Genomic DNA, 18,050 nt, shown 5'->3' on the forward strand with positions numbered 1-18,050 from the left:
GACAATCCCGCGCGCGCGATTCACGGATGGAACCCCTGGCCGAAACTCGCACTACCATTGCGCCGATCGTCGAACACCCCCGAAGGACCTAAGGAGCGGCCCGTGAACCTCGGCGTGCGCTGGACCCTGCACGGCGACGGACGGACACCCGCTCCGGGCGCCGTCGTACGCCCCGACGAGCGGCTCTCCTGGCCCAGGACCGCCGGCCTCGGCGCCCAGCACGTGGTCGCCATGTTCGGGGCGTCCTTCGTCGCCCCGGTCCTCATGGGCCTGGACCCCAACCTCGCGATCATGATGTCCGGCGTCGCGACCATGATCTTCCTGCTCGCCACCCGGGGCCGGGTCCCCAGCTATCTGGGCTGCTCGCTCTCCTTCGTCGGCGTCGCCGAGATCATCCGGGCGGGCGGCGGCACCAGCGCCACCGTCACCGGCGCGGTCTTCGTCGTCGGCGGCGCGCTCTTCCTCTCCGGTCTGGCCGTGCGGAAGTTCGGCGCGCGGATCATCCACGCCGCGATGCCGCCGGTCGTGACCGGTGCGGTGGTCATGCTCATCGGCTTCAACCTGGCGCCGGTCACCGCCGCCACCTACTGGCCGCAGGACCAGTGGACGGCCCTTCTGGTGATGCTCTTCACCGGTCTGGCCGTGGTCTGTCTGCGCGGCTTCTTCTCCCGGATCGCGATCTTCCTCGGGCTGATCTTCGGCTATGTGCTCTCCTGGGTCCTGGACCGGGTCTTCGGCAAGATCCACTCACCGGTCGGCGGCGGCGAGGCCACCGACCACTGGCGGCTGGACTTCTCCGCCGTCGGCAGGGCCGACTGGATCGGGCTCCCCTCCTTCCACGGCCCCAGCTTCGAGTGGTCGGCGATCCTGGTCGCGCTCCCCGTGGTCATCGCGCTGATCGCGGAGAACGCCGGTCATGTCAAGGCCGTCGGCGAGATGACCGGCGACCCGCTCGACGACAAGCTCGGCAGCGCCATCGCCGCCGACGGCGCCGCGTCGATGCTCTCCACGGCCGTGGGCGGCCCGCCGAACACCACGTACTCCGAGAACATCGGCGTCATGGCCGCCACCCGCGTCTACTCGACCGCCGCCTACTGGGCCGCCGCCTGTTTCGCCCTCCTCTTCGGGCTCTGCCCGAAGTTCGGCGCGGTCGTCGCCGCGATCCCCGGCGGGGTGCTCGGCGGCATCACCGTGATCCTGTACGGGATGATCGGGCTGCTGGGCGCCCAGATCTGGATCAACGCCAAGGTCGATCTGAGCAACCCGCTGAATCTGGTACCGGCCGCCGCGGGCATCATCATCGGGGTCGGCGGGGTCAGTCTGAAGATCACCGACGATTTCACCCTGGGCGGGATCGCGCTGGGCACGATCGTGGTCATCACCGGATACCACGTGCTGCGGGCCTTCGCCCCGGCCCATATGAAGGAGCAGAAGCCGCTCCTGGACGCCGGCACCTCCACGTACGACACGGAGAAGGACGGCGGCGACAGCAAGCCGTAGGAGCTGTCCCCCGTTGTGGGGAAGTCCCGGCCGCCCGGCCCCGGCCCGGCCCGGCGGCTGGGACGCTGCCGTCATGGTCCACACAGAGGGATGCGCGGCGGCCGGGGTGGCGGGGATCGCCGGGCGGATGCGGGAGCTGGACTCCCGCTGGCCCGCCCGGGACGGGGTCGCGGTCTTCAACCGGGTCTATCTCGCGGTGACCGAGGAGATCGGCCGCCGGATCGACGCGGGCGAGTTCCCCGACCCCCGGGCGGCGACGGTGCTGGACGTCCTCTTCGCGGGCCGGTATCTCGCCGCCGTCGCGGCGGTGGACACGGGCGCGCGGCCCCCCGCCTGCTGGCGCCCGCTGTTCCAGTACCGGCACCACCCCGGCATCCGCCCGTTCCAGTTCGCCCTCGCCGGTGTCAACGCCCACATCGGCCACGATCTGGCGCTCGCCGTCGTCGACTCCTGCCGGGCGCTGGAGTGCGCTCCGGCCGATCTGGAGGACGAGTTCGACCGGGTGGGCGACATCCTCGCGCTCCTGGAGGAGCGCGTCCGCGAGGAGCTGATGCCCGGCCCCGATCTGCTGGAGCTGGCCGATCCGCTCACCCATCTGGCGGGTGCCTGGAGCATGGACCGGGCCCGGGACGCCGCGTGGTCGGCGGCGCGGGTGCTCTGGCGGATCAGGGACCTCGCGCCGCTCGCCGACGAGTTCACCGAGCGGATGGACCTGGGGGTGGGGCTGGTGGGCCGCTGTCTGCTCACCCCCTGGTCCTGACGGCCGGTCTCAGTCCTCGGGAAGCTCCACCGGGGCGATCTCGTCGTAGAGATCGCCGGGACCCGGGTTGCCGGGGTCGGTCGAGCCGCCGAAGTGCGTCATCACGCCCCACACCGCGTTGAGCGCGGTCTGCACGGCGCCCTCCGCCCAGCCGGCCGTCCAGGAGATGTCGTCCCCGGCGAGGAAGATCCCCCGCTTGTCCTCGGGCAGCCGGTCCTGCATGAAGTGGGTGAACAGCCGCCGCTGGTAGCGGTAGTGGCCGGGCAGATTGGCCTTGAACGCGCCCATGAAGTAGGGCTCGTTCTCCCAGGAGACCGTCACCGGGTCGCCGATGATGTGCCGGCGGATGTCCACCTTGGGGTAGATCTCGCCGAGCGACTTCAGCATGACCTCCATCCGCTCGTGCGCCGACAGCGGCAGCCACTTGAGGCTGTCGTCGCACCAGGTGTAGGAGAGGCAGATGACGGCCGGCCGGCCGGGCCCGTTGTCCAGCAGATACGTACCCCGGGTCATCCGGTCGGTCAGGGTCATCGACATGGCGTCACGGCCGGTGGTCTCGTCCCTGTCCAGCCAGAAGGGGCGGTCCACCGGGACGAAGAGCTTGGAGGACTCCATGTAGTGGGTGCGCTCGATCGCCGTCCAGTGGTCGATCGGGAAGAGCGTGTCATCGCAGGCGATCTTGGAGAGCAGCATCCAGGACTGCGCGGTGAAGACGGCGGACCGGTAGGTGCGGATGGAGCCCGACGCGTCCGTGACGGTGATCCCGTTGCCGGCGGTGCGGTTCAGCCGGGTGACGGCGGGCCGGGGCCCGTCGCCGTGGAGCGAGGAGAGCGAGGTGCCCGGCGCCCAGTGGACGATCTTCGCGGGCTCGCGCTCCCAGAGCCGCAGCGGAAGCTGCTGGCTGCCCTCGACGATGCCCCGGTGGTGGTCGTCCGCCTCGGAGTACACCACCCGCAGGATCTCCAGGATCGAGTTCGGGAAGTCGGTGTCCCAGCCGCCGGTGCCGAAGCCGACCTGGCCGAAGATCTCCCGGTGGCGGAAGGAGGCGAAGGACTCGGAGTCGCAGAGGAACCCGTAGAAGGTCTGGTTGTCGAGCTTCTCGACCAGCCGCGCCCAGATCTCCCGGACGCGCGGTACGTCGCGCTCGCGCATGGCGCGGTTCATGTCCGAGAAGTCCGCGCCCTCCTCCAGACAGGCGTTCCAGGCGTCCATCACATCGCGGTAGACCTGGGGCAGATCGTCGATGGTCTCGGCGTAGTGCGTCTCGCCCTTGAGGTCGACCACGGTGGAGGGGGTGCCGGGGGCCAGCGGGTTCGGGAACGGGGTGGTCGTCAGCCCCACCAGGTCGATGTAGTGCTGGAGCGCGGTGGAGGACGGCGGGAAGCGCATCGCGCCCATCTCGGCGGTGAGCCCCGGGTCGCAGCCCTCGAAGCCGACCGTGCGCAGCCGGCCGCCGATCCGGTCCGCCTCGTACACGACCGGCTTGAGCCCCATCTTCATCAGCTCGTACGCGGTGATCAGCCCGGAGAGCCCGCCGCCGATCACCGCGACCTCGGTGCCGTGCTCGGTCGCGGGGATCTGCCCGAGCCCGGCCGGGTGGGCCAGATAGTCGTCGTACGCGTAGGGGAAGTCCGGCCCGAACATGGTGATCGGCGGCTGCGCGTCGGTGTGCTGGACGGCGGTGGGCACCGTGGACGTCATGGGGGCGGGCTCCTTGCGGGGGACTGCGGGGGACTGCTGGGAGGGCTGAGGGAGGGGAAGGGGATCAGGCTCGCGGGGCGTACAGATCCGGGCGGCGGTCGCGGAGATACGGATTGCTCTCGCGCGAGGCGGTGAGGAAGCCCGGGTCCACCTCGCCGAAGGCCAGCTCCTCGCCCCTCCCGGCGCGGGTCCTGGCCAGCCCGTCGGGGCCGGCCAGACAGCTCAGCCCGACGAACTCGAACTCGCCCTCGGGACCGGTCCGGTTGACGTACGCGATGTACATCTGGCTCTCGAAGGCGCGCACCGGGACCAGCGACTCGGCGACGAACTGGAAGGGGTGCATCTGCGCGGTGGGCACCAGCAGCAGATCGGTGCCCGCGAGGGCGTGCGCCCGGACGTTCTCCGGGAACTCCACGTCGTAGCAGATCAGCATCCCGACCCGGACACCGCCCAGCTCGGCCTGGACCACCGGCTGCTCGCCGGGGGTGAACCACTTCCGCTCGAAGCAGCCGAAGAGATGGGTCTTGCGGTAGTTCGCGAGCCGCTCGCCGGCGGGGCCGATGAGCTGTACGGAGTTGAAGACCCGCTCCCCCGCCCGCTCCGGGTAGCCGTAGGCGATGGCCAGGCCGTGACGGGCGGCGATCGCGGCGACGGCCCCGGCGGCGGGGCCGTCGGCGGCCTCGGCCAGCACCGGCACCTGGTCGCCGATCGCATAGCCGGTGAGCGCCATCTCGGGAGTGACCAGCAGCTTCGCGCCCCCGGCCGCGGCCCGGGCGGCGGCGTCGCCGAGCATCCGGAGATTCCCGTCGACCGAGCCCGGTCGGCCGGAGCTCTGGAGCAGGGCGGTGCGCAGCGGCGGCATGGCTGACCTCGGGAGGTGGGTGCGGGCACGGGATCGCGGCGCTGCCGGGGGCCGGTGCCCCGGGCAGCGAAAGACGTTCAAAACGGTACGGTCCGGGCCTGGGCGGCGACAAGACGCGACCGTTGCGCGCCGAGGGGCGATCCGTTGCGCGATCCGATGCCCGATCGGCGATTCATTGCGCGCCGGGGGGCGGGCCGCTCAGGCGGGCGATCCCGAGGAGTAGCGCCGCAGCAGCGGCGAGAGGACCAGCACCGATTTGGTGCGCTCCACGAACGGCTCCCCCGCGATCCGCTCCAGCACCCGTTCGAAGTGGCGCATGTCGGAGGCGAAGACCTGGACGATGGCGTCCGCCTCCCCGGTCACGGTGGAGGCGGACGCCACCTCCGGATAGCGCTCCAGACCGCGTTCGATGGCCTCGGGGGAGGTGTTGCTGCGGCAGTACAGCTCGATGAACCCCTCGGTCTCCCAGCCCAGCGCGGCCGGATCGACACGTACGGTGAAACCGGTGATGGCCCCCACGGCGCGCAGCCGGTCCACCCGCCGCTTCACGGCGGGGGCGGAGAGCCCCACCAGGGCGCCGATGTCGGCGAAGGAGCGGCGGGCGTCCTCCGCGAGGGCGTGGACGATGCGTTCGTCGAGGTCGTTGAGTCGCACTGCGGGTGGATCACTTCTCTGCCGGGACGGGTGGGAGGGCGGCGCGATGCCGTCACCGCAGTAGAACACGCCCGCGCGCGCGATCCGGAACAGCGGGGGCCGGTGCGCTCCCGCGCTCCGCTCCGGCCTCCGCCCGCGCGCCGCGCCCGCGTCCTTCCGCAGGGCTCGGACAGCGCTTCGTACGGAATGGTTCACCCCCCTCGTGCGGGTGACCGCTCCCCGGTCCCGGCCGCGCGGGTGGGACCACCAGGCATGCTGGAGGGCGGGGCGCGGGCCGTTCCTGACATTTCTCCGGTTCTGTCGAACGGCGCCGCGGCCCGTCGGCTTTTCCCTGCGCACCCTCCGGAGGCACCGGTGACCTGGCTCGATCCCAGTCCATTTCTGCGCGGGGTGGCCTGGCTTGAGGGGCAGCGCCCGGTGCGGGCGGACCCCGCCGACCGGGGCAGGCTGCCCCGGGACACCTGTGACCGGGCGGCGCTGCCGATCGGGGTGCGGCTGGAGTTCCTGGCCGAGGGCGCGCGGGCGGTCCAGATCCACTACCGTGCCTCGGCCGTCCCCGGCGCGCTCCCCGACTGCTTCGCCCTCTGGGTGCAGGACGGCCCGGTCTCGGAGACCTTCGCCGAGCCGACGGCGGAGGGCGTGGTCACCATCGAGCTGCCGCCCGCTCCTGGCCGGCGCTTCATCATCCATCCGCCGGAGTCGCGCGCGCCGCTCGTGCTGGGGCTGCGCGCCATCGGCGGCTCGCTCACACCCGCGCCGCGCCAGCCGCGCTGGCTGGTCCACGGGGACTCCATCACCGAGGGCTGGTGGTCCACCCGGCCCGCCCACTCCTGGCCAGCGACGGCGGGGCGGCTGCTCGGCCTGGACACGGTGAATCTGGGGTACGCGGGCACGGCCCACGGCGAACTGGCCACCGCCGAACAGCTCGCGGCCCTGCCGGCGGACGCGCTGACCCTGGCCTTCGGCACCAACTGCTGGTCGCAGGTGCCCTGTTCACCGCCGCTGCTGTACGAGACGGTGCGGGCGTTCCTCGCCGTGGTGCGGCAGGGGCACCCGGGCACCCCCCTGCTGGTGGTCTCCCCGGTGCTCCGCCCGGCGGCCGAGCACACCGCGAACCGGCTGGGGGCGACCCTGGCGCAGTTGCGCGAGGCGCTGGAGCAGGCCGTCACCGACCGGGCCGCCGGGGACGAGGCACTCGCGCTGCTGCCGGGGCGCGATGTGCTCGGCCCCGGGCAGCTCGCGGACGGTCTCCATCCGGACGACGAGGGTCATGCGGCGCTGGCCCACGCGGTGGCCGGGGCGCTGCGGCTCATTCGACCGCGAGCAGCCCCTCACGCAGCCGTGTCGTGATCCGGGTCAGCAGCCGGGAGACATGCATCTGCGAGACGCCCAGCTCCGCGCCGATCTCCGACTGGGTCAGCTCGTCGCCGAAGCGCATCCGCAGGATCTTGCGGTCCCGCTCGTCCAGCTCCTCGATCAGCGGCTTGAGCGCCTGGACGTTCTCGGCGATCTCCAGATCGGCGTCGGGGGCGCCGAGCCGGTCGGAGAGCGGGGAGGCCGTGTGGTCGGAGGAGTCCTCCATCGGCATGTCGATCGAGCCGGCGGTGTAGCCGTTGCTGGCGACGACGCCCTCGATGACCTCCTGCTCGTCGATCCCGAGGTGCTCGGCCAGCTCACGGGTGGTGGGTGAGCGGTCGAGCCGCTGGGAGAGGTCGTCGGTGGCCTTCGCGAGGTCGATCCGCAGCTCCTGGAGCCTGCGGGGCACATGGACCGCCCAGCTGGTGTCCCGGAAGAACCGCTTGATCTCGCCGACGATGTAGGGCACCGCGAAGGTGGCGAACTCGACCTCGCGGCTCAGCTCGAACCGGTCGATCGCCTTGATCAGGCCGATGGTGCCGACCTGGACGATGTCCTCCATCTGCTCGGCCCGGTTCCGGAACCGGCCGGCCGCGTACTTCACCAGCGCGAGGTTCAGCTCGATGAGCGTGTTCCGCACGTACTGGTGGTCGCGGGTCCCCTCCTCCAGCTCCGCCAGCCGGACGAAGAAGATCCTGGAGATCTCCCGCGCGTCCTTGGGAGCCACCGCCCCGGGGTCGGGCACGTCCGGAAGATGCAGCGCTTCGCCCGGGCCCCGTGTTCCCGGCTGTGTGAGTTCGGTCGCAACCTGGCTCGCCGTGGACACTTAGTCCTCCCCTGCTCCGTGGTCAGTGCAAAGCCGCGCCTACCCCGGGTCATTCCTTCCATGCCAAGAAAAACCATGGGATGGCAAAAAACTTCGGCCCGGCCCCCGAAACCTCCGGGGACCGGGCCTTTTGCCTCGTTTTCCGCGTGCGGAAGGTCAGTTCCAGCTGGCGTGCAGCGGCTGGCCCTCGGCGTATCCGGCGGCGCTCTGGACTCCGACGATGGCCCGCTCGGCGAACTCCTCCAGGGAGCCCGCGCCCGCGTAGGTGCAGGAGGAGCGGACGCCCGCGATGATGGAGTCGACCAGGTCCTCCACTCCGGGGCGGGTGGGGTCGAGGAACATCCGCGAGGTGGAGATGCCCTCCTCGAAGAGCGCCTTGCGGGCCCGGTCGTACGCCGATTCCTCGCTGGTGCGGTTGCGGACGGCGCGTGCGGACGCCATGCCGAAGGACTCCTTGTAGAGCCGTCCGTCGGCGGTCTGCTGAAGGTCGCCGGGCGACTCGTAGGTGCCGGCGAACCAGGAGCCGATCATGACATTGGAGGCTCCGGCGGCCAGCGCCATGGCGACATCCCGGGGGTGCCGGACGCCTCCGTCGGCCCAGACGTGCTTGCCGTACTTCTTCGCCTCGGCGGCGCACTCCAGAACGGCCGAGAACTGCGGCCGGCCGACACCGGTCATCATGCGGGTGGTGCACATGGCGCCGGGGCCCACACCGACCTTGATGATGTCGGCGCCCGCCTCGATCAGATCGCGCACTCCCTCGGCGGCGACGATGTTGCCCGCGACGATCGGGACCCGCGGGTCGAGCCCGCGGACCGCCTTGATCGCGGAGATCATCGACTCCTGGTGGCCGTGGGCGGTGTCCACCACGAGGGTGTCGACACCCGCCTCCAGGAGCTGCTTGGCCTTGCCCGCGACATCGCCGTTGATACCGACGGCGGCGGCGATGCGCAGCCGGCCCGAGGCGTCGACGGCGGGGGTGTAGAGGGTGGCGCGCAGGGCGCCCTTGCGGGTGAGGATGCCGACGAGCCGGCCGTCCCGGTCGACGGCGGGGGCGTACCGGCGGTTGGCGTTGTCGAGCCGGTGGAAGGCCTCGCGCGGGTCTATGTCCGCGTCCAGGATCAGCAGATCCCGGGACATGACCTCGGTCAGCTGGGTGAAGCGGTCCACTCCGGCGAGATCGGCGTCGGTGACGACCCCGACCGGCCGCTGATCGCCGTCGACGACCACACCGGCCTCGTGGGCCCGCTTGGGCAGCAGGGACAGCGCGTCGGCGACGGTCTGGTGCGGGGCGAGCACGATGGGGGTGTCGAGGACCAGATGGCGGCTCTTGACCCAGGAGACGACGTCGGCGACGACCTCGATCGGGATGTCCTGGGGGATGACGACGAGCCCGCCACGGCGGGCGAGGGTCTCGGCCATCCGGCGGCCCGCGATGGCGGTCATATTGGCGACGACCAGCGGAATGGTCGTACCGCTGCCGTCGGGGGAGGAGAGGTCGACGCCCTGCCGGGAACCCACGGCCGAGCGGCGCGGCACCATGAACACGTCGTCATACGTCAGGTCGTACGGCGGCTTCAGGTCATTGAGGAAACGCACGTGCAGAACATCCCAGTCGATCGGAGTTGGCCCCCGGGCAGATGAGCGGGGGAAAACGCACGTACTTCATTCTCCCATGAGGTGGGGCCCGGGTGCTGCGGGAGAAAGCTCCAGGCCGGGACGGCGCGGTCAAGCGATTCCTCCAAAGGGGCGCCGGGGGCACCCGGTGGGGCTCGCGCCCGGGTGCCCGCCCACCGCGGTCATCCCGGAGGGCCCGCGGCGCTGAGGACCGCGGGGTGGTCCAGATGGCGGGCGATCCGCACCAGGTGCTCCCGCTCCACCCTGGCGTCGTCGTCGGTCGCCAGCCGGCCGGGCCCGGCCCGGGGCCGGCGGAGCCGCTGGGTCTCCCCCGCCGCCGCCCGCCGCACGGCGACGAGCAGATCGGCGGCCTCCTGAGCGGCCCGGAGATCGGGGCCGGCGAGCAGGTGCCGGTCCGCCTGGCGGAGGACCGCCTCGGCGGGCGCGGGACAGCGATAGGGGTGCAGGGAGCGCTGGGCGTCGGTGATCTCGATGATGCGGCGGGTGAGCAGGAAACCGGTGCTGCCCAGGGCGAACCTGCCCAGGACCGGGTTGGCCGGGGCGAGCACGTGCCGGGGGTTGTGGTCGCGTACCACCGTCTCCCAGAGCGGGGCGAGCAGCCGGTAGTCCCGGCGGTCGGCCAGCCACTTGCCGATGACGGGGTAGAAGAACCCGATGACGATCAGCACCGCTCCGACGGCGGCGGCCATCGGGCCGACCACATCGCTGAGGACATCGATCCGGTACAGACCCGAGACGGGTCCCGCGATGGCGATGAGCTTGCAGATCCCGTAGCCGGCGCAGACGAGGGTGCCGGCCGCGACACAGCGCAGCCCCCGCCGCAGCCGGGTCTCACCGGGCCCGGTCCGGCGCAGATGGCGGCGGCAGACGGCGGCGATGTAGAGACAGGCGGCGAACCAGGCGGCCTGGTAGAAGAGGAGGAAGGCCAGCAGTGGCGCGTCTCCGGCCTGGTCGGTGTCGAAGGTGGTCGGGGACGATCCTTCGGCGGGACGGCCCACCAGGAAGACCGCGCCGAGCACGGTGGCCACGGTGCCGTAGACGGTGAGCCGGCGGCGGATTCTCCGTACGACGGCGGGGGCGGGCCGCTGGACTCCCGCGCCGCCGGTGCTCCCTCCACTCGCCGTCCTCCCGGCAGTGTCTCCGGATTGACCGGTATTGCCGGTGTCCTCGGTGGCCTTCCACATCAGCGCCATGGCCTGGGCGAGCCCGCCGTACACGATCACCGACACATAGACGCAGAGCACGGCGAGATTGGGGTGGCCGCTGCCCTCCCCCACCGCGCGGTAGACGGTCGGAGCGGCGAAGAGAAAGGCGGTCGCTCCCCAGAACAGGGCCGCGGTGGTGAGCAGCACCGGCGCCGGGGCGGCGAGCCGCAGCCGCAGCAGCCGGATCAGACACACGGAGTACGCGGCGAAGCTCACCGTCAGATACATGACGTCGTAGACGGCCTCAGACACCCGTGCCCCCGATCTCGAAGGAGGCCGTCAGGGCCGGGTTGGTCTGCCGGGAGAGATCGATGCACTGGAGCAGGACCGTGCCGATGATCTCCGCCTCCAGCTCCGCCCGCTCGTCGTAGGCGTCCCGGCCGAGCACCAGCCGTACGACATCGGGGCTCATGGTGCTGAAGAGGGCCCGGGACACCTCGTCGTCGACCGCGCCCTGGTCGGCGGGCTCGTGGCCCAGGTGCAGATGGATGAGTTCATGGCAGACGACCTGGTACTGGAGGAGCGGGCCGGCGTTGGCGTCGACATAGATGTAGTCGGCCTCATCGGACTGGGCGCAGTAGCCGGAGACCCTCAGCTCCAGCGGTTCGACGACGAGCCTGACCGGCCTCCCCCGCCGGGCGGCGACGGCGTCGATGACCTCCTGGAGCGAGGGGGCGTGCGGCAGATCGAGTTCCGTACGGATGCGCCGCGACCACCGCCATCGCATCCACCACAGCGACAGGGCGCCCAAGTCGTCACCTCCGGGATGTCCATCGGCACCGTACGCGCCGCGGGGAACGCGCCGGGAGGGCTCCGGCGGGGCGCCCCCGGAGCCGTCTCACCACGATGCCTCGTACCGGTCGACGAGCCGCCCGACCACATGGCGGACCCTCCGGTCGGCCATGGCCCGCAGCAGCCGCAGATTGGCCGTGGCCTGGACGACATAGGGATCGTCGTCCCCGAGGAGGAGAAAGTCCTTCGAGTGCCCGAAGCAGGAGGCGACGGCGCTGAGCGGGGCGGCGCTGAAGTAGCCGACGTCGACCTTGAAGTAGTCGGCGTACTTCTGGGCGAGCACGATCGAGGGATTGTTCCGGCCGGACCGGAGATTGCCGACGTGCTGCTTGTTGCTCTTCAGCGCCTCGGCGACCTCGGTCTGGGTGACCCTTTTGCCGGTGGCCGGGGAGAGCCGGGTGCGGAAGAGGCACTCCAGGCGCTGGGCGAAGAGCTGATCGCGCTGCTTCTCGCCGATCTGCGGATCGACCTCCTCCGGAGGCAGGGTGGCGGTGCGCAGACCGTCGACATAGCAGGGGTCGACGCCCGCGCGGTCCGCGACTTCCGTACTGCTCCAGGGGCGTTGCAGAGCCGCGGGCTGAACCACTTCGAAGAGGAGGTTCAGCCGGGCCGCCACCCGCTCGGGCAGTTCCACCGCGCCGGACTGGTCCGTCATGCGCTGGGGCCTCCCGGATAGCGCGTCCACAGGGGACCTGACGGCAGAAATTATGTGCGGGCCGCACCGGACGGTCAAGGCGAGCCGGCCTGCCGGGGGCCGGGGGCCGGGCTCGTCCGGGACAGGGTCGAATACCGGCCCCGGAGGCCCGTATGGCATGGCACGGATACGCAAGTTCCTGCTGTGACAGCTCGCGAGGGGCCGTCGACGCCGTAGGGTAAAGAATTGTTGACCGGAGCCCGGGGAGACCGTCGGACCCCGGTCACCGTGCGGCCGTCCGGCACACGCCGCGAGGTCGAGTACCCAGCGCGCGGGAGGACAGGGAGCCTCCCGGATCACCAGCGTCATGCCTGCGCACGAATGGTTCTCTGCGTTTCGAGGTCACAGATATGAATGTCAACAGAGCAGCCGTCCTCGGTTCGGCTCCCGAGGCCCGTCACATCTCGAACGAGTTCCGCACGGCGGGCGTTCCCGCCGCGAGCTGGATTCTCCCCGGCGGCTGCGGTGGCCGCGAGGCCGCCCGGTTCGCCGAGGTGATCGCCGCTCAGGGCGAGTGGGCCGACCGGCTCGCGCACACCGAGATCACCGTCACCGCGTTCCACGACTCCCGCATCCTGGGGCAGGCCGTCGTCCCGCATGTGCTGCCCCATCTGCCCATCGGATCGGTCTGGCTCCAGTTGGGGCGGACCGCCGAGGAGGAGACGGCGGGCCTGGCCCGGGCGGCGGCCGACCACGAGATCAGCTTCCTCGCCCCCGGCCGCACGGGCGGCTCGTTCCGCCGCGCGGCCCTCCGCGACTGCCTGCTCGCGCTGACGGGGTTCGGGGCGCAGCTCACCCGGCTGCCCCGGCTGTCGGGCACGCCCCGGGCGCTGGCGCCGTGAGCGCGGCGGGAAGGGCGCGCCGCACGGGCTCCTCCTGGGACCCCGGCTGCACGGAGCCGCACACCGTCCGCCACTGATCCGGCGCCGTCCGCGGGGCCGGGACGACGCCCGGCCCTCCCTCTCCCGCCGGTCGCGCCGCGCGCCGGTCAGTCGTCGGGGTCCGCCCGCTCCAGCGCGGGCCTCGGCCCGGCGGGGACCGACAGCAGATGGTCGGCCGCCGCCGTGTCCGTCACCAGGCTGGTGACCAGACCGGACCGGAGCACGGCCGCGATCGCCTCCGCCTTGCGCTGTCCGCCGGCGATGGCGACGACCTCGGGGATACGGCGCAGGCGGTCGGCCTCCACGGTGATGCAGCGCTCCCCCAGATCACGGCCGACCCGGCGGCCGTCGCGGTCGAAGAGGTGCGCGGACATCTCGGCGGCGACACCGTACGAGGCGTACCGCGCGCGCTCCTCGTCGCTGAGCATGTCGTGGACCGTCGAGATCCCCGGCTCCCAGGAGCCGATGGAGACCGCGGCGACGGTGACCTTGTCGAAGTAGTCGAAGGCGCGGGCGATACCGGTCTGGCTGCGCAGCGCGGCGGCGGTCGCCGCGTCGGGCAGCAGCATCGGCGCGTAGATGGGGTGGGCGTCACCGCCGGAGACCTGGGCCGCGCGTCTGACGGCCTCCACCGATCCGCGCTCGGCGGTCCCCGCGTCGTACACGCCCGTGAGCTGGACGACCGTGCACGGGGGCAGCCGGTCGAGCGCGGCGGCCATGTGAATGGTGGACCGGCCCCAGGCCAGCCCCAGCACCGCGCCCTCGTCGACCAGCTCACCGAGCAGATCGGCGGCCACCTCGCCCAGGTTCTCCGGGTCGGGCGACTCCTCGGCCTCCGCCGGGGACTCCACCACCACGGCGTGCCGCAGCCCGAAGTGGGCCCGCAGCGCGTCGGAGCGCTCGGCGTCCAGTTCGGCGGGGACGCGGATCTCGATCCGTACGAGATCACGCTCCAGCGCCGTCTCCAGGACCCGCGCGACCTTGAAGCGGCTGACGCCGAACTCCTCCGCGATCTGGATCTTGGATTTGCCCTCTAGATAGAAGCGGCGGGCCATGGCCGCCGCCTGCACCAGCTCCGCGGGTCCCATCCGCGCAGCTGACCGGCCCGTCGACACCGCGATCTCCTCACTGCTGTTCACACTCCGGACCCGTAATCCTGTCAGATCCGATGGATGTTGATCAGCCCTGATGGGCCGAGTTCCGTTGCTTGTGGCCGCTTGTCGCCAAGAGGCCCGTGCGTGCGGTGGCCGACCGTGTGCCCGCGCGGCCTCCCGGTGATCTCCGCGACCGGCCCGCCGGCCGCTCCCGGGCGCGCCGGGTCAGTGGCCGCACGCCCAGCCGGCCGTGGCGATGGCGCCCTGGGCGCGGGCGCGCAGCGAGCGGACCGCCTCGGCGGGATCGCTCGCCCCGTACACGGCCGAACCGGCGACGAACACATCCGCGCCGGCCTCGGCGCAGCGTTCGATGGTGGTCTCCGAGACCCCGCCGTCCACCTGGAGCCACAGCTCAAGGCCGTGCTTGGAGATCAGCTCACGGGTGCGGCGGATCTTCGGGAGCATGATGTCGAGAAAGGCCTGACCGCCGAAGCCGGGCTCCACGGTCATGATCAGCAGCATGTCCAGCTCGGGGAGCAGGTCCTCGTAGGGCTCGATCGGCGTGGCCGGCTTGAGGGCCATCGAGGCACGGGCGCCCTTGGCCCGGATCTCCCGCGCGAGCCGCACAGGGGCGGCCGCCGCCTCCACGTGGAAGGTGACGGAACCGGCCCCCGCCTCGACGTACCGGGGTGCCCAGCGATCGGGGTCGTCGATCATCAGATGGCAGTCCAGCGGGGTGTCCGCCGCCCGGCTGAGGGATTCCACGACCGGCACGCCCAGCGTCAGATTGGGCACGAAGTGGTTGTCCATCACATCGACATGGAGCCAGTCGGCACCCTCGACGGCCTTCGCCTCTTCCGCGAGGCGGGAGAAGTCTGCGGAGAGAATGCTGGGGTTGATCTGTACGGCCATGGGGCAAGCCTGCCATGCTCCGGGCCGGTTCCCCGCCCCGGCCGGTGAACCGGTACAGACCAATTCACATACGGAAGCGGTACGACTCCCACCAAAACCCTTATTTCGGGTGGCGGGGTTCGGTGGTTCGGGTGGTTTCGGTGCTTTCCGTGGTTCCAGTGGTTCCGATGCTGTCCGTGGTTCCGGTGGTTCCGGTGGTTCGGCCGGGGTCCTGGGGCGAGCGGGGGTTCCTGAGCGGGGCCCGCGGTTGAGCGGGGGTTCCTGAGCGGGGGTTCCGCGCCCGGCCCTCGCGGTTCGGCGAGGGCCGGGCGGTTCGGCCGTTCAGCGGGGCCCGCCGTTCAGCCGGTGCGCCTGAGCAGGGCCAGATACATGGCGTCCGTCCCGTGCAGATGCGGCCAGAGCTGGATGTCCGGGCCGTCGCCGAGGGCGGGCACACCGGGCAGCAGCGGCCGGGCGTCCACCCACTCCGCCTCGACCGGGGTGTTGCCGCCGCGCCCGCGCAGGACGTCGTCCACCACGACCCGGGTCTCGGCGAGATGCGGCGAGCAGGTCGCGTACCCCACCACGCCCCCGATCCGCACCGCCGACAGCGCCTCCCGCAACAGGGAGCGCTGGAGCGGCGCGAACCCCTCCAGGTCCTCGGGACGGCGGCGCCAGCGCGCCTCCGGGCGGCGGCGCAGGGCGCCGAGCCCCGAGCAGGGGACGTCCACCAGGACCCGGTCGAAGACGCCCGGCAGCCACGGCGGGCGGGTGCCGTCGGCGGCGATCACCTGGTAGGGGCCGGGGTTGCCGGTCAGCGCCCGCTCGACCAGCCTGGCCCGGTGCGGCTGCTTCTCGGAGGCCAGCAGCGCGGCTCCGCGCCGCGCGGCGAGCGCCCCCAGCAGGGCGGCCTTGCCGCCGGGACCGGCGCAGCCGTCGAGCCAGCGGGTGTCCGGGCCCTCGAGCGGGGCGTTGGCCAGGGCGATGGCGACCAGCTGGCTGCCCTCGTCCTGGACCCCGGCGCGGCCCTCGCGGACCGCCTCCACGGCACCCGGCTCGCCGCCCTCGGTGAGCCGCACCGCGTAGGGCGACCAGCGGCCCGGCAGTCCGGACGCGTCGTCGAGCGAGCCGAGCAGCTCATCGGCGGTGGAGCGGCCGGGGCGGGCGACCAGGGTCACCTCGGGGCGCTCGTTGTCGGCGGCCAGCAGCTCCTCGATGCCCGCACGGCCGCCGCCCAGCGCGTCCCACAGCGCGGAGACCACCCAGCGGGGGTGCGAGTGCACCACCGCGAGATGGTCCTCGGCGTCCTCGTCGTAGGGGGGCGCGACCCGCGCCACCCAGGTGTCGAGATCGTCGCGGGCGATCTTGCGCAGTACGGCGTTGACGAACTTGGCGCGCCCGTCGCCGAGGACCACGCGGGCCAGCTCCACACTGGCCGACACGGCGGCGTGGCTGGGGATACGGGTGCCGAGCAGCTGGTGCGCGCCCAGCGAGAGCACATCGAGCACCGGCGGGTCGACCTCGCGCAGCGGCCGGTCGATGCAGGTGGCGACGATCGCGTCATAGGTGCCCTGGCGGCGCAGGGTGCCGTACACCAGCTCCGTGGCGAGCGCCGCGTCCCGTGCGTCGAAGTCGTCCTGCTCGCGTGCCTTCCGCAGCAACGGGGGCAGGACGAGGTTCGCGTACGCGTCCCGCTCGTCGACCGCCCGGAGCGCCTCGAAGGCGAGAATCCGCACGGGGTCCTTCTTCGGGCGCCGGTAGGGCTTGCCGGGGCGGTGGGTGCTGTTGGCGCGTGCCTGGTCGTTCAAAGGTGCTCCGCGGTGAAAGGGTCCGAACCCTGCAAGGGTAGTCCCCCTCCCGGGGAGCGGCCCTGGGGAGTTTCTTTCGGATCGGGCCGGACCGGTGAGCGGGGTCCGGTGCCGTGGATCGCGAGGCGGAGGAGGGAGCCCACGCGGAGCGCCGGCGACCGGCGACAACGCGGCGGGGCGCGGTGCCGGGGCTCGCGAGCCCGGCACGATCCGGAAGAGACGGCCTAGGACCCGGTGGTGCCGAGGCGCTCGCCCGGGGCGATGCGGACGCCGCGCGCCCAGTCGGCGGCGCGCATCGGCTTCTTCCCCTGGGGCTGGACCCAGAGCAGCTCCACGGCGTGGGACCCGGTCCCCGCGTGGACGTCGTTCTTGCCCGCCGCCAGTTCCCCGGGGGCGAGGCCGGTGCGGTCGGTCACCAGCCGCACGGAGACCAGCTTCAGCCGCTCGCCCCGGAACTCCGTCCACGCCCCGGGGGCGGGGGTGCAGCCGCGGACCACCCGGTCGACCCGGAGCGCGGGGGCGCCCCAGTCGACCCGGGCGTCCTCGACGGTGAGCTTCGGCGCGAGCGAGACACCGTCGGCGGGCTGGGGCACCGCCTCGAGGGTTCCGTCCTCGATGCCGTCCATGGTGGCCGCGAGCAGTCCGGAGCCGGCGAAGGCGAGCCGGGTGAGCAGATCGCCGCTGGTGTCGTCGGGGCGGACCCGCTCGGTGATCACCCCGTACACCGGGCCGGAGTCGAGGCCCTCCTCGATCTGGAAGGTCGCGGCCCCCGTCATCTCGTCCCCGGCGAGCACGGCGTGCTGCACGGGGGCGGCGCCGCGCCAGGCGGGCAGCAGCGAGAAGTGGAGATTCACCCAGCCGTGCGCGGGCACATCGAGCGCGACCCTGGGCAGGAGCGCGCCGTAGGCGACGACCGGGCAGCAGTCCGGGGCGATCTCGCGCAGCCGGGCGAGGAAATCCTCGTCCCTGGGCCGGGTCGGCTTGAGCACCTCGATGCCGGCTTCCTCGGCGCGCTGGGCGACCGGGCTGGCGACCAGCCGCCGGCCGCGCCCGGCGGGGGCGTCGGGGCGGGTGACGACCGCGGCGACCTGGTGCCGGTCGGAGGCGATCAGGGCGTCCAGGGCGGGGACGGCGACCTCGGGGGTGCCTGCGAAGACGAGCTTCATCGGTGCTGACTGCCTCTCAGGCTGATGTGTTCCGGGGAGCCGGGGACGGGAGCGCACCAGTCTATGGGGGATCACCGCAGGGGGCGTACGGAAGCCCGCGCGCCCTGTTCGTACGCGCTGACGCCCCCGGCACCGTGACCACATCGGCCGCTGGCGCGTTGGTCAAGTGAGATTGACCGAAGCGGGCCGCCCGGACGAGCGGCCCGACCCCCTTTCAACGCC

Annotated in this window: 16 protein-coding genes; 4 read left to right on the top strand and 12 right to left on the bottom strand. The window is 72.2% G+C overall.

What is annotated here, in order from left to right; translation table 11 throughout:
* Window positions 1-102: 102 nt before the first annotated feature.
* Both ACWCRA_RS30395 and ACWCRA_RS30400 read left to right on the top strand, forming a co-directional pair.
* Window positions 103-1,500, top strand: a complete 1,398-nt coding sequence (locus ACWCRA_RS30395; protein WP_351556139.1) for a uracil-xanthine permease family protein — start codon at window positions 103-105, stop codon at window positions 1,498-1,500.
* A gap of 73 nt (window positions 1,501-1,573) precedes the next feature.
* Window positions 1,574-2,260, top strand: coding sequence for a DUF5995 family protein (locus ACWCRA_RS30400; RefSeq protein ID WP_451069112.1), 687 nt, complete (start codon window positions 1,574-1,576; stop codon window positions 2,258-2,260).
* 9 nt (window positions 2,261-2,269) lie between these two features.
* Here ACWCRA_RS30400 and ACWCRA_RS30405 read toward each other — a convergent pair whose 3' ends face one another.
* From ACWCRA_RS30405 to ACWCRA_RS30415, 3 genes are all read right to left on the bottom strand, one after another.
* The gene (locus tag ACWCRA_RS30405) at window positions 2,270-3,961 is read right to left on the bottom strand and encodes a flavin monoamine oxidase family protein (RefSeq protein ID WP_351556133.1); all 1,692 of its coding nucleotides are present in this window, start codon (window positions 3,959-3,961) and stop codon (window positions 2,270-2,272) included.
* 64 nt (window positions 3,962-4,025) lie between these two features.
* Window positions 4,026-4,823: a carbon-nitrogen hydrolase family protein gene (locus ACWCRA_RS30410; RefSeq protein ID WP_351556130.1), complete on the bottom strand. Its 798-nt coding sequence runs from the start codon at window positions 4,821-4,823 to the stop codon at window positions 4,026-4,028.
* A 198-nt stretch (window positions 4,824-5,021) separates the two neighbouring features.
* A complete protein-coding gene (locus ACWCRA_RS30415; RefSeq protein WP_351556127.1) occupies window positions 5,022-5,477 on the bottom strand; it encodes an Lrp/AsnC family transcriptional regulator in 456 nt (151 codons plus the stop codon).
* Between the two features lie 354 nt (window positions 5,478-5,831).
* On the opposite strand from ACWCRA_RS30415, the gene ACWCRA_RS30420 reads away from it, so the two are divergent.
* Entirely contained in the window at window positions 5,832-6,827 is a 996-nt protein-coding gene (locus ACWCRA_RS30420; protein WP_451069113.1) for a GDSL-type esterase/lipase family protein, read from the top strand.
* Here ACWCRA_RS30420 and ACWCRA_RS30425 read toward each other — a convergent pair.
* The 5 genes from ACWCRA_RS30425 to ACWCRA_RS30445 form a co-directional block, all read right to left on the bottom strand.
* Window positions 6,787-7,659: an RNA polymerase sigma factor SigF gene (locus tag ACWCRA_RS30425; protein WP_351556121.1), complete on the bottom strand. Its 873-nt coding sequence runs from the start codon at window positions 7,657-7,659 to the stop codon at window positions 6,787-6,789. The genes ACWCRA_RS30420 and ACWCRA_RS30425 overlap by 41 nt on opposite strands.
* A 156-nt stretch (window positions 7,660-7,815) precedes the next feature.
* On the bottom strand, window positions 7,816-9,258 hold the full coding sequence (locus ACWCRA_RS30430; protein ID WP_351556118.1) for a GuaB1 family IMP dehydrogenase-related protein: 1,443 nt from the start codon (window positions 9,256-9,258) through the stop codon (window positions 7,816-7,818).
* A 200-nt stretch (window positions 9,259-9,458) separates the two neighbouring features.
* The gene (locus tag ACWCRA_RS30435) at window positions 9,459-10,754 is read right to left on the bottom strand and encodes an MAB_1171c family putative transporter (protein WP_351556115.1); all 1,296 of its coding nucleotides are present in this window, start codon (window positions 10,752-10,754) and stop codon (window positions 9,459-9,461) included.
* Window positions 10,747-11,253: a hypothetical protein gene (locus tag ACWCRA_RS30440; protein WP_351556112.1), complete on the bottom strand. Its 507-nt coding sequence runs from the start codon at window positions 11,251-11,253 to the stop codon at window positions 10,747-10,749. Before ACWCRA_RS30440 ends, ACWCRA_RS30435 begins: the two co-directional genes overlap by 8 nt.
* An 87-nt stretch (window positions 11,254-11,340) precedes the next feature.
* Complete coding sequence (locus ACWCRA_RS30445; protein ID WP_351556109.1) at window positions 11,341-11,949, bottom strand: helix-turn-helix domain-containing protein; 609 nt, start codon at window positions 11,947-11,949, stop codon at window positions 11,341-11,343.
* Between the two features lie 389 nt (window positions 11,950-12,338).
* On the opposite strand from ACWCRA_RS30445, the gene ACWCRA_RS30450 reads away from it, so the two are divergent.
* Window positions 12,339-12,830, top strand: coding sequence for a hypothetical protein (locus ACWCRA_RS30450; protein ID WP_351556106.1), 492 nt, complete (start codon window positions 12,339-12,341; stop codon window positions 12,828-12,830).
* A 146-nt stretch (window positions 12,831-12,976) separates the two neighbouring features.
* Here ACWCRA_RS30450 and ACWCRA_RS30455 read toward each other — a convergent pair whose 3' ends face one another.
* The 4 genes from ACWCRA_RS30455 to fmt all read right to left on the bottom strand — a co-directional run bounded on the left by ACWCRA_RS30455 (window position 12,977) and on the right by fmt (window position 17,828).
* The gene (locus ACWCRA_RS30455; protein ID WP_351556103.1) at window positions 12,977-14,008 is read right to left on the bottom strand and encodes a sugar-binding transcriptional regulator; all 1,032 of its coding nucleotides are present in this window, start codon (window positions 14,006-14,008) and stop codon (window positions 12,977-12,979) included.
* Between the two features lie 180 nt (window positions 14,009-14,188).
* Entirely contained in the window at window positions 14,189-14,875 is a 687-nt protein-coding gene (rpe, locus tag ACWCRA_RS30460; RefSeq protein ID WP_351556100.1) for a ribulose-phosphate 3-epimerase, read from the bottom strand.
* A 338-nt stretch (window positions 14,876-15,213) separates the two neighbouring features.
* Window positions 15,214-16,662, bottom strand: a complete 1,449-nt coding sequence (locus ACWCRA_RS30465) for an RsmB/NOP family class I SAM-dependent RNA methyltransferase (protein WP_451069114.1) — start codon at window positions 16,660-16,662, stop codon at window positions 15,214-15,216.
* Between the two features lie 224 nt (window positions 16,663-16,886).
* Entirely contained in the window at window positions 16,887-17,828 is a 942-nt protein-coding gene (gene fmt, locus ACWCRA_RS30470) for a methionyl-tRNA formyltransferase (protein ID WP_351556094.1), read from the bottom strand.
* Window positions 17,829-18,050: the final 222 nt, after the last annotated feature.

Source organism: Streptomyces sp. NPDC001889, from assembly GCF_053594535.1.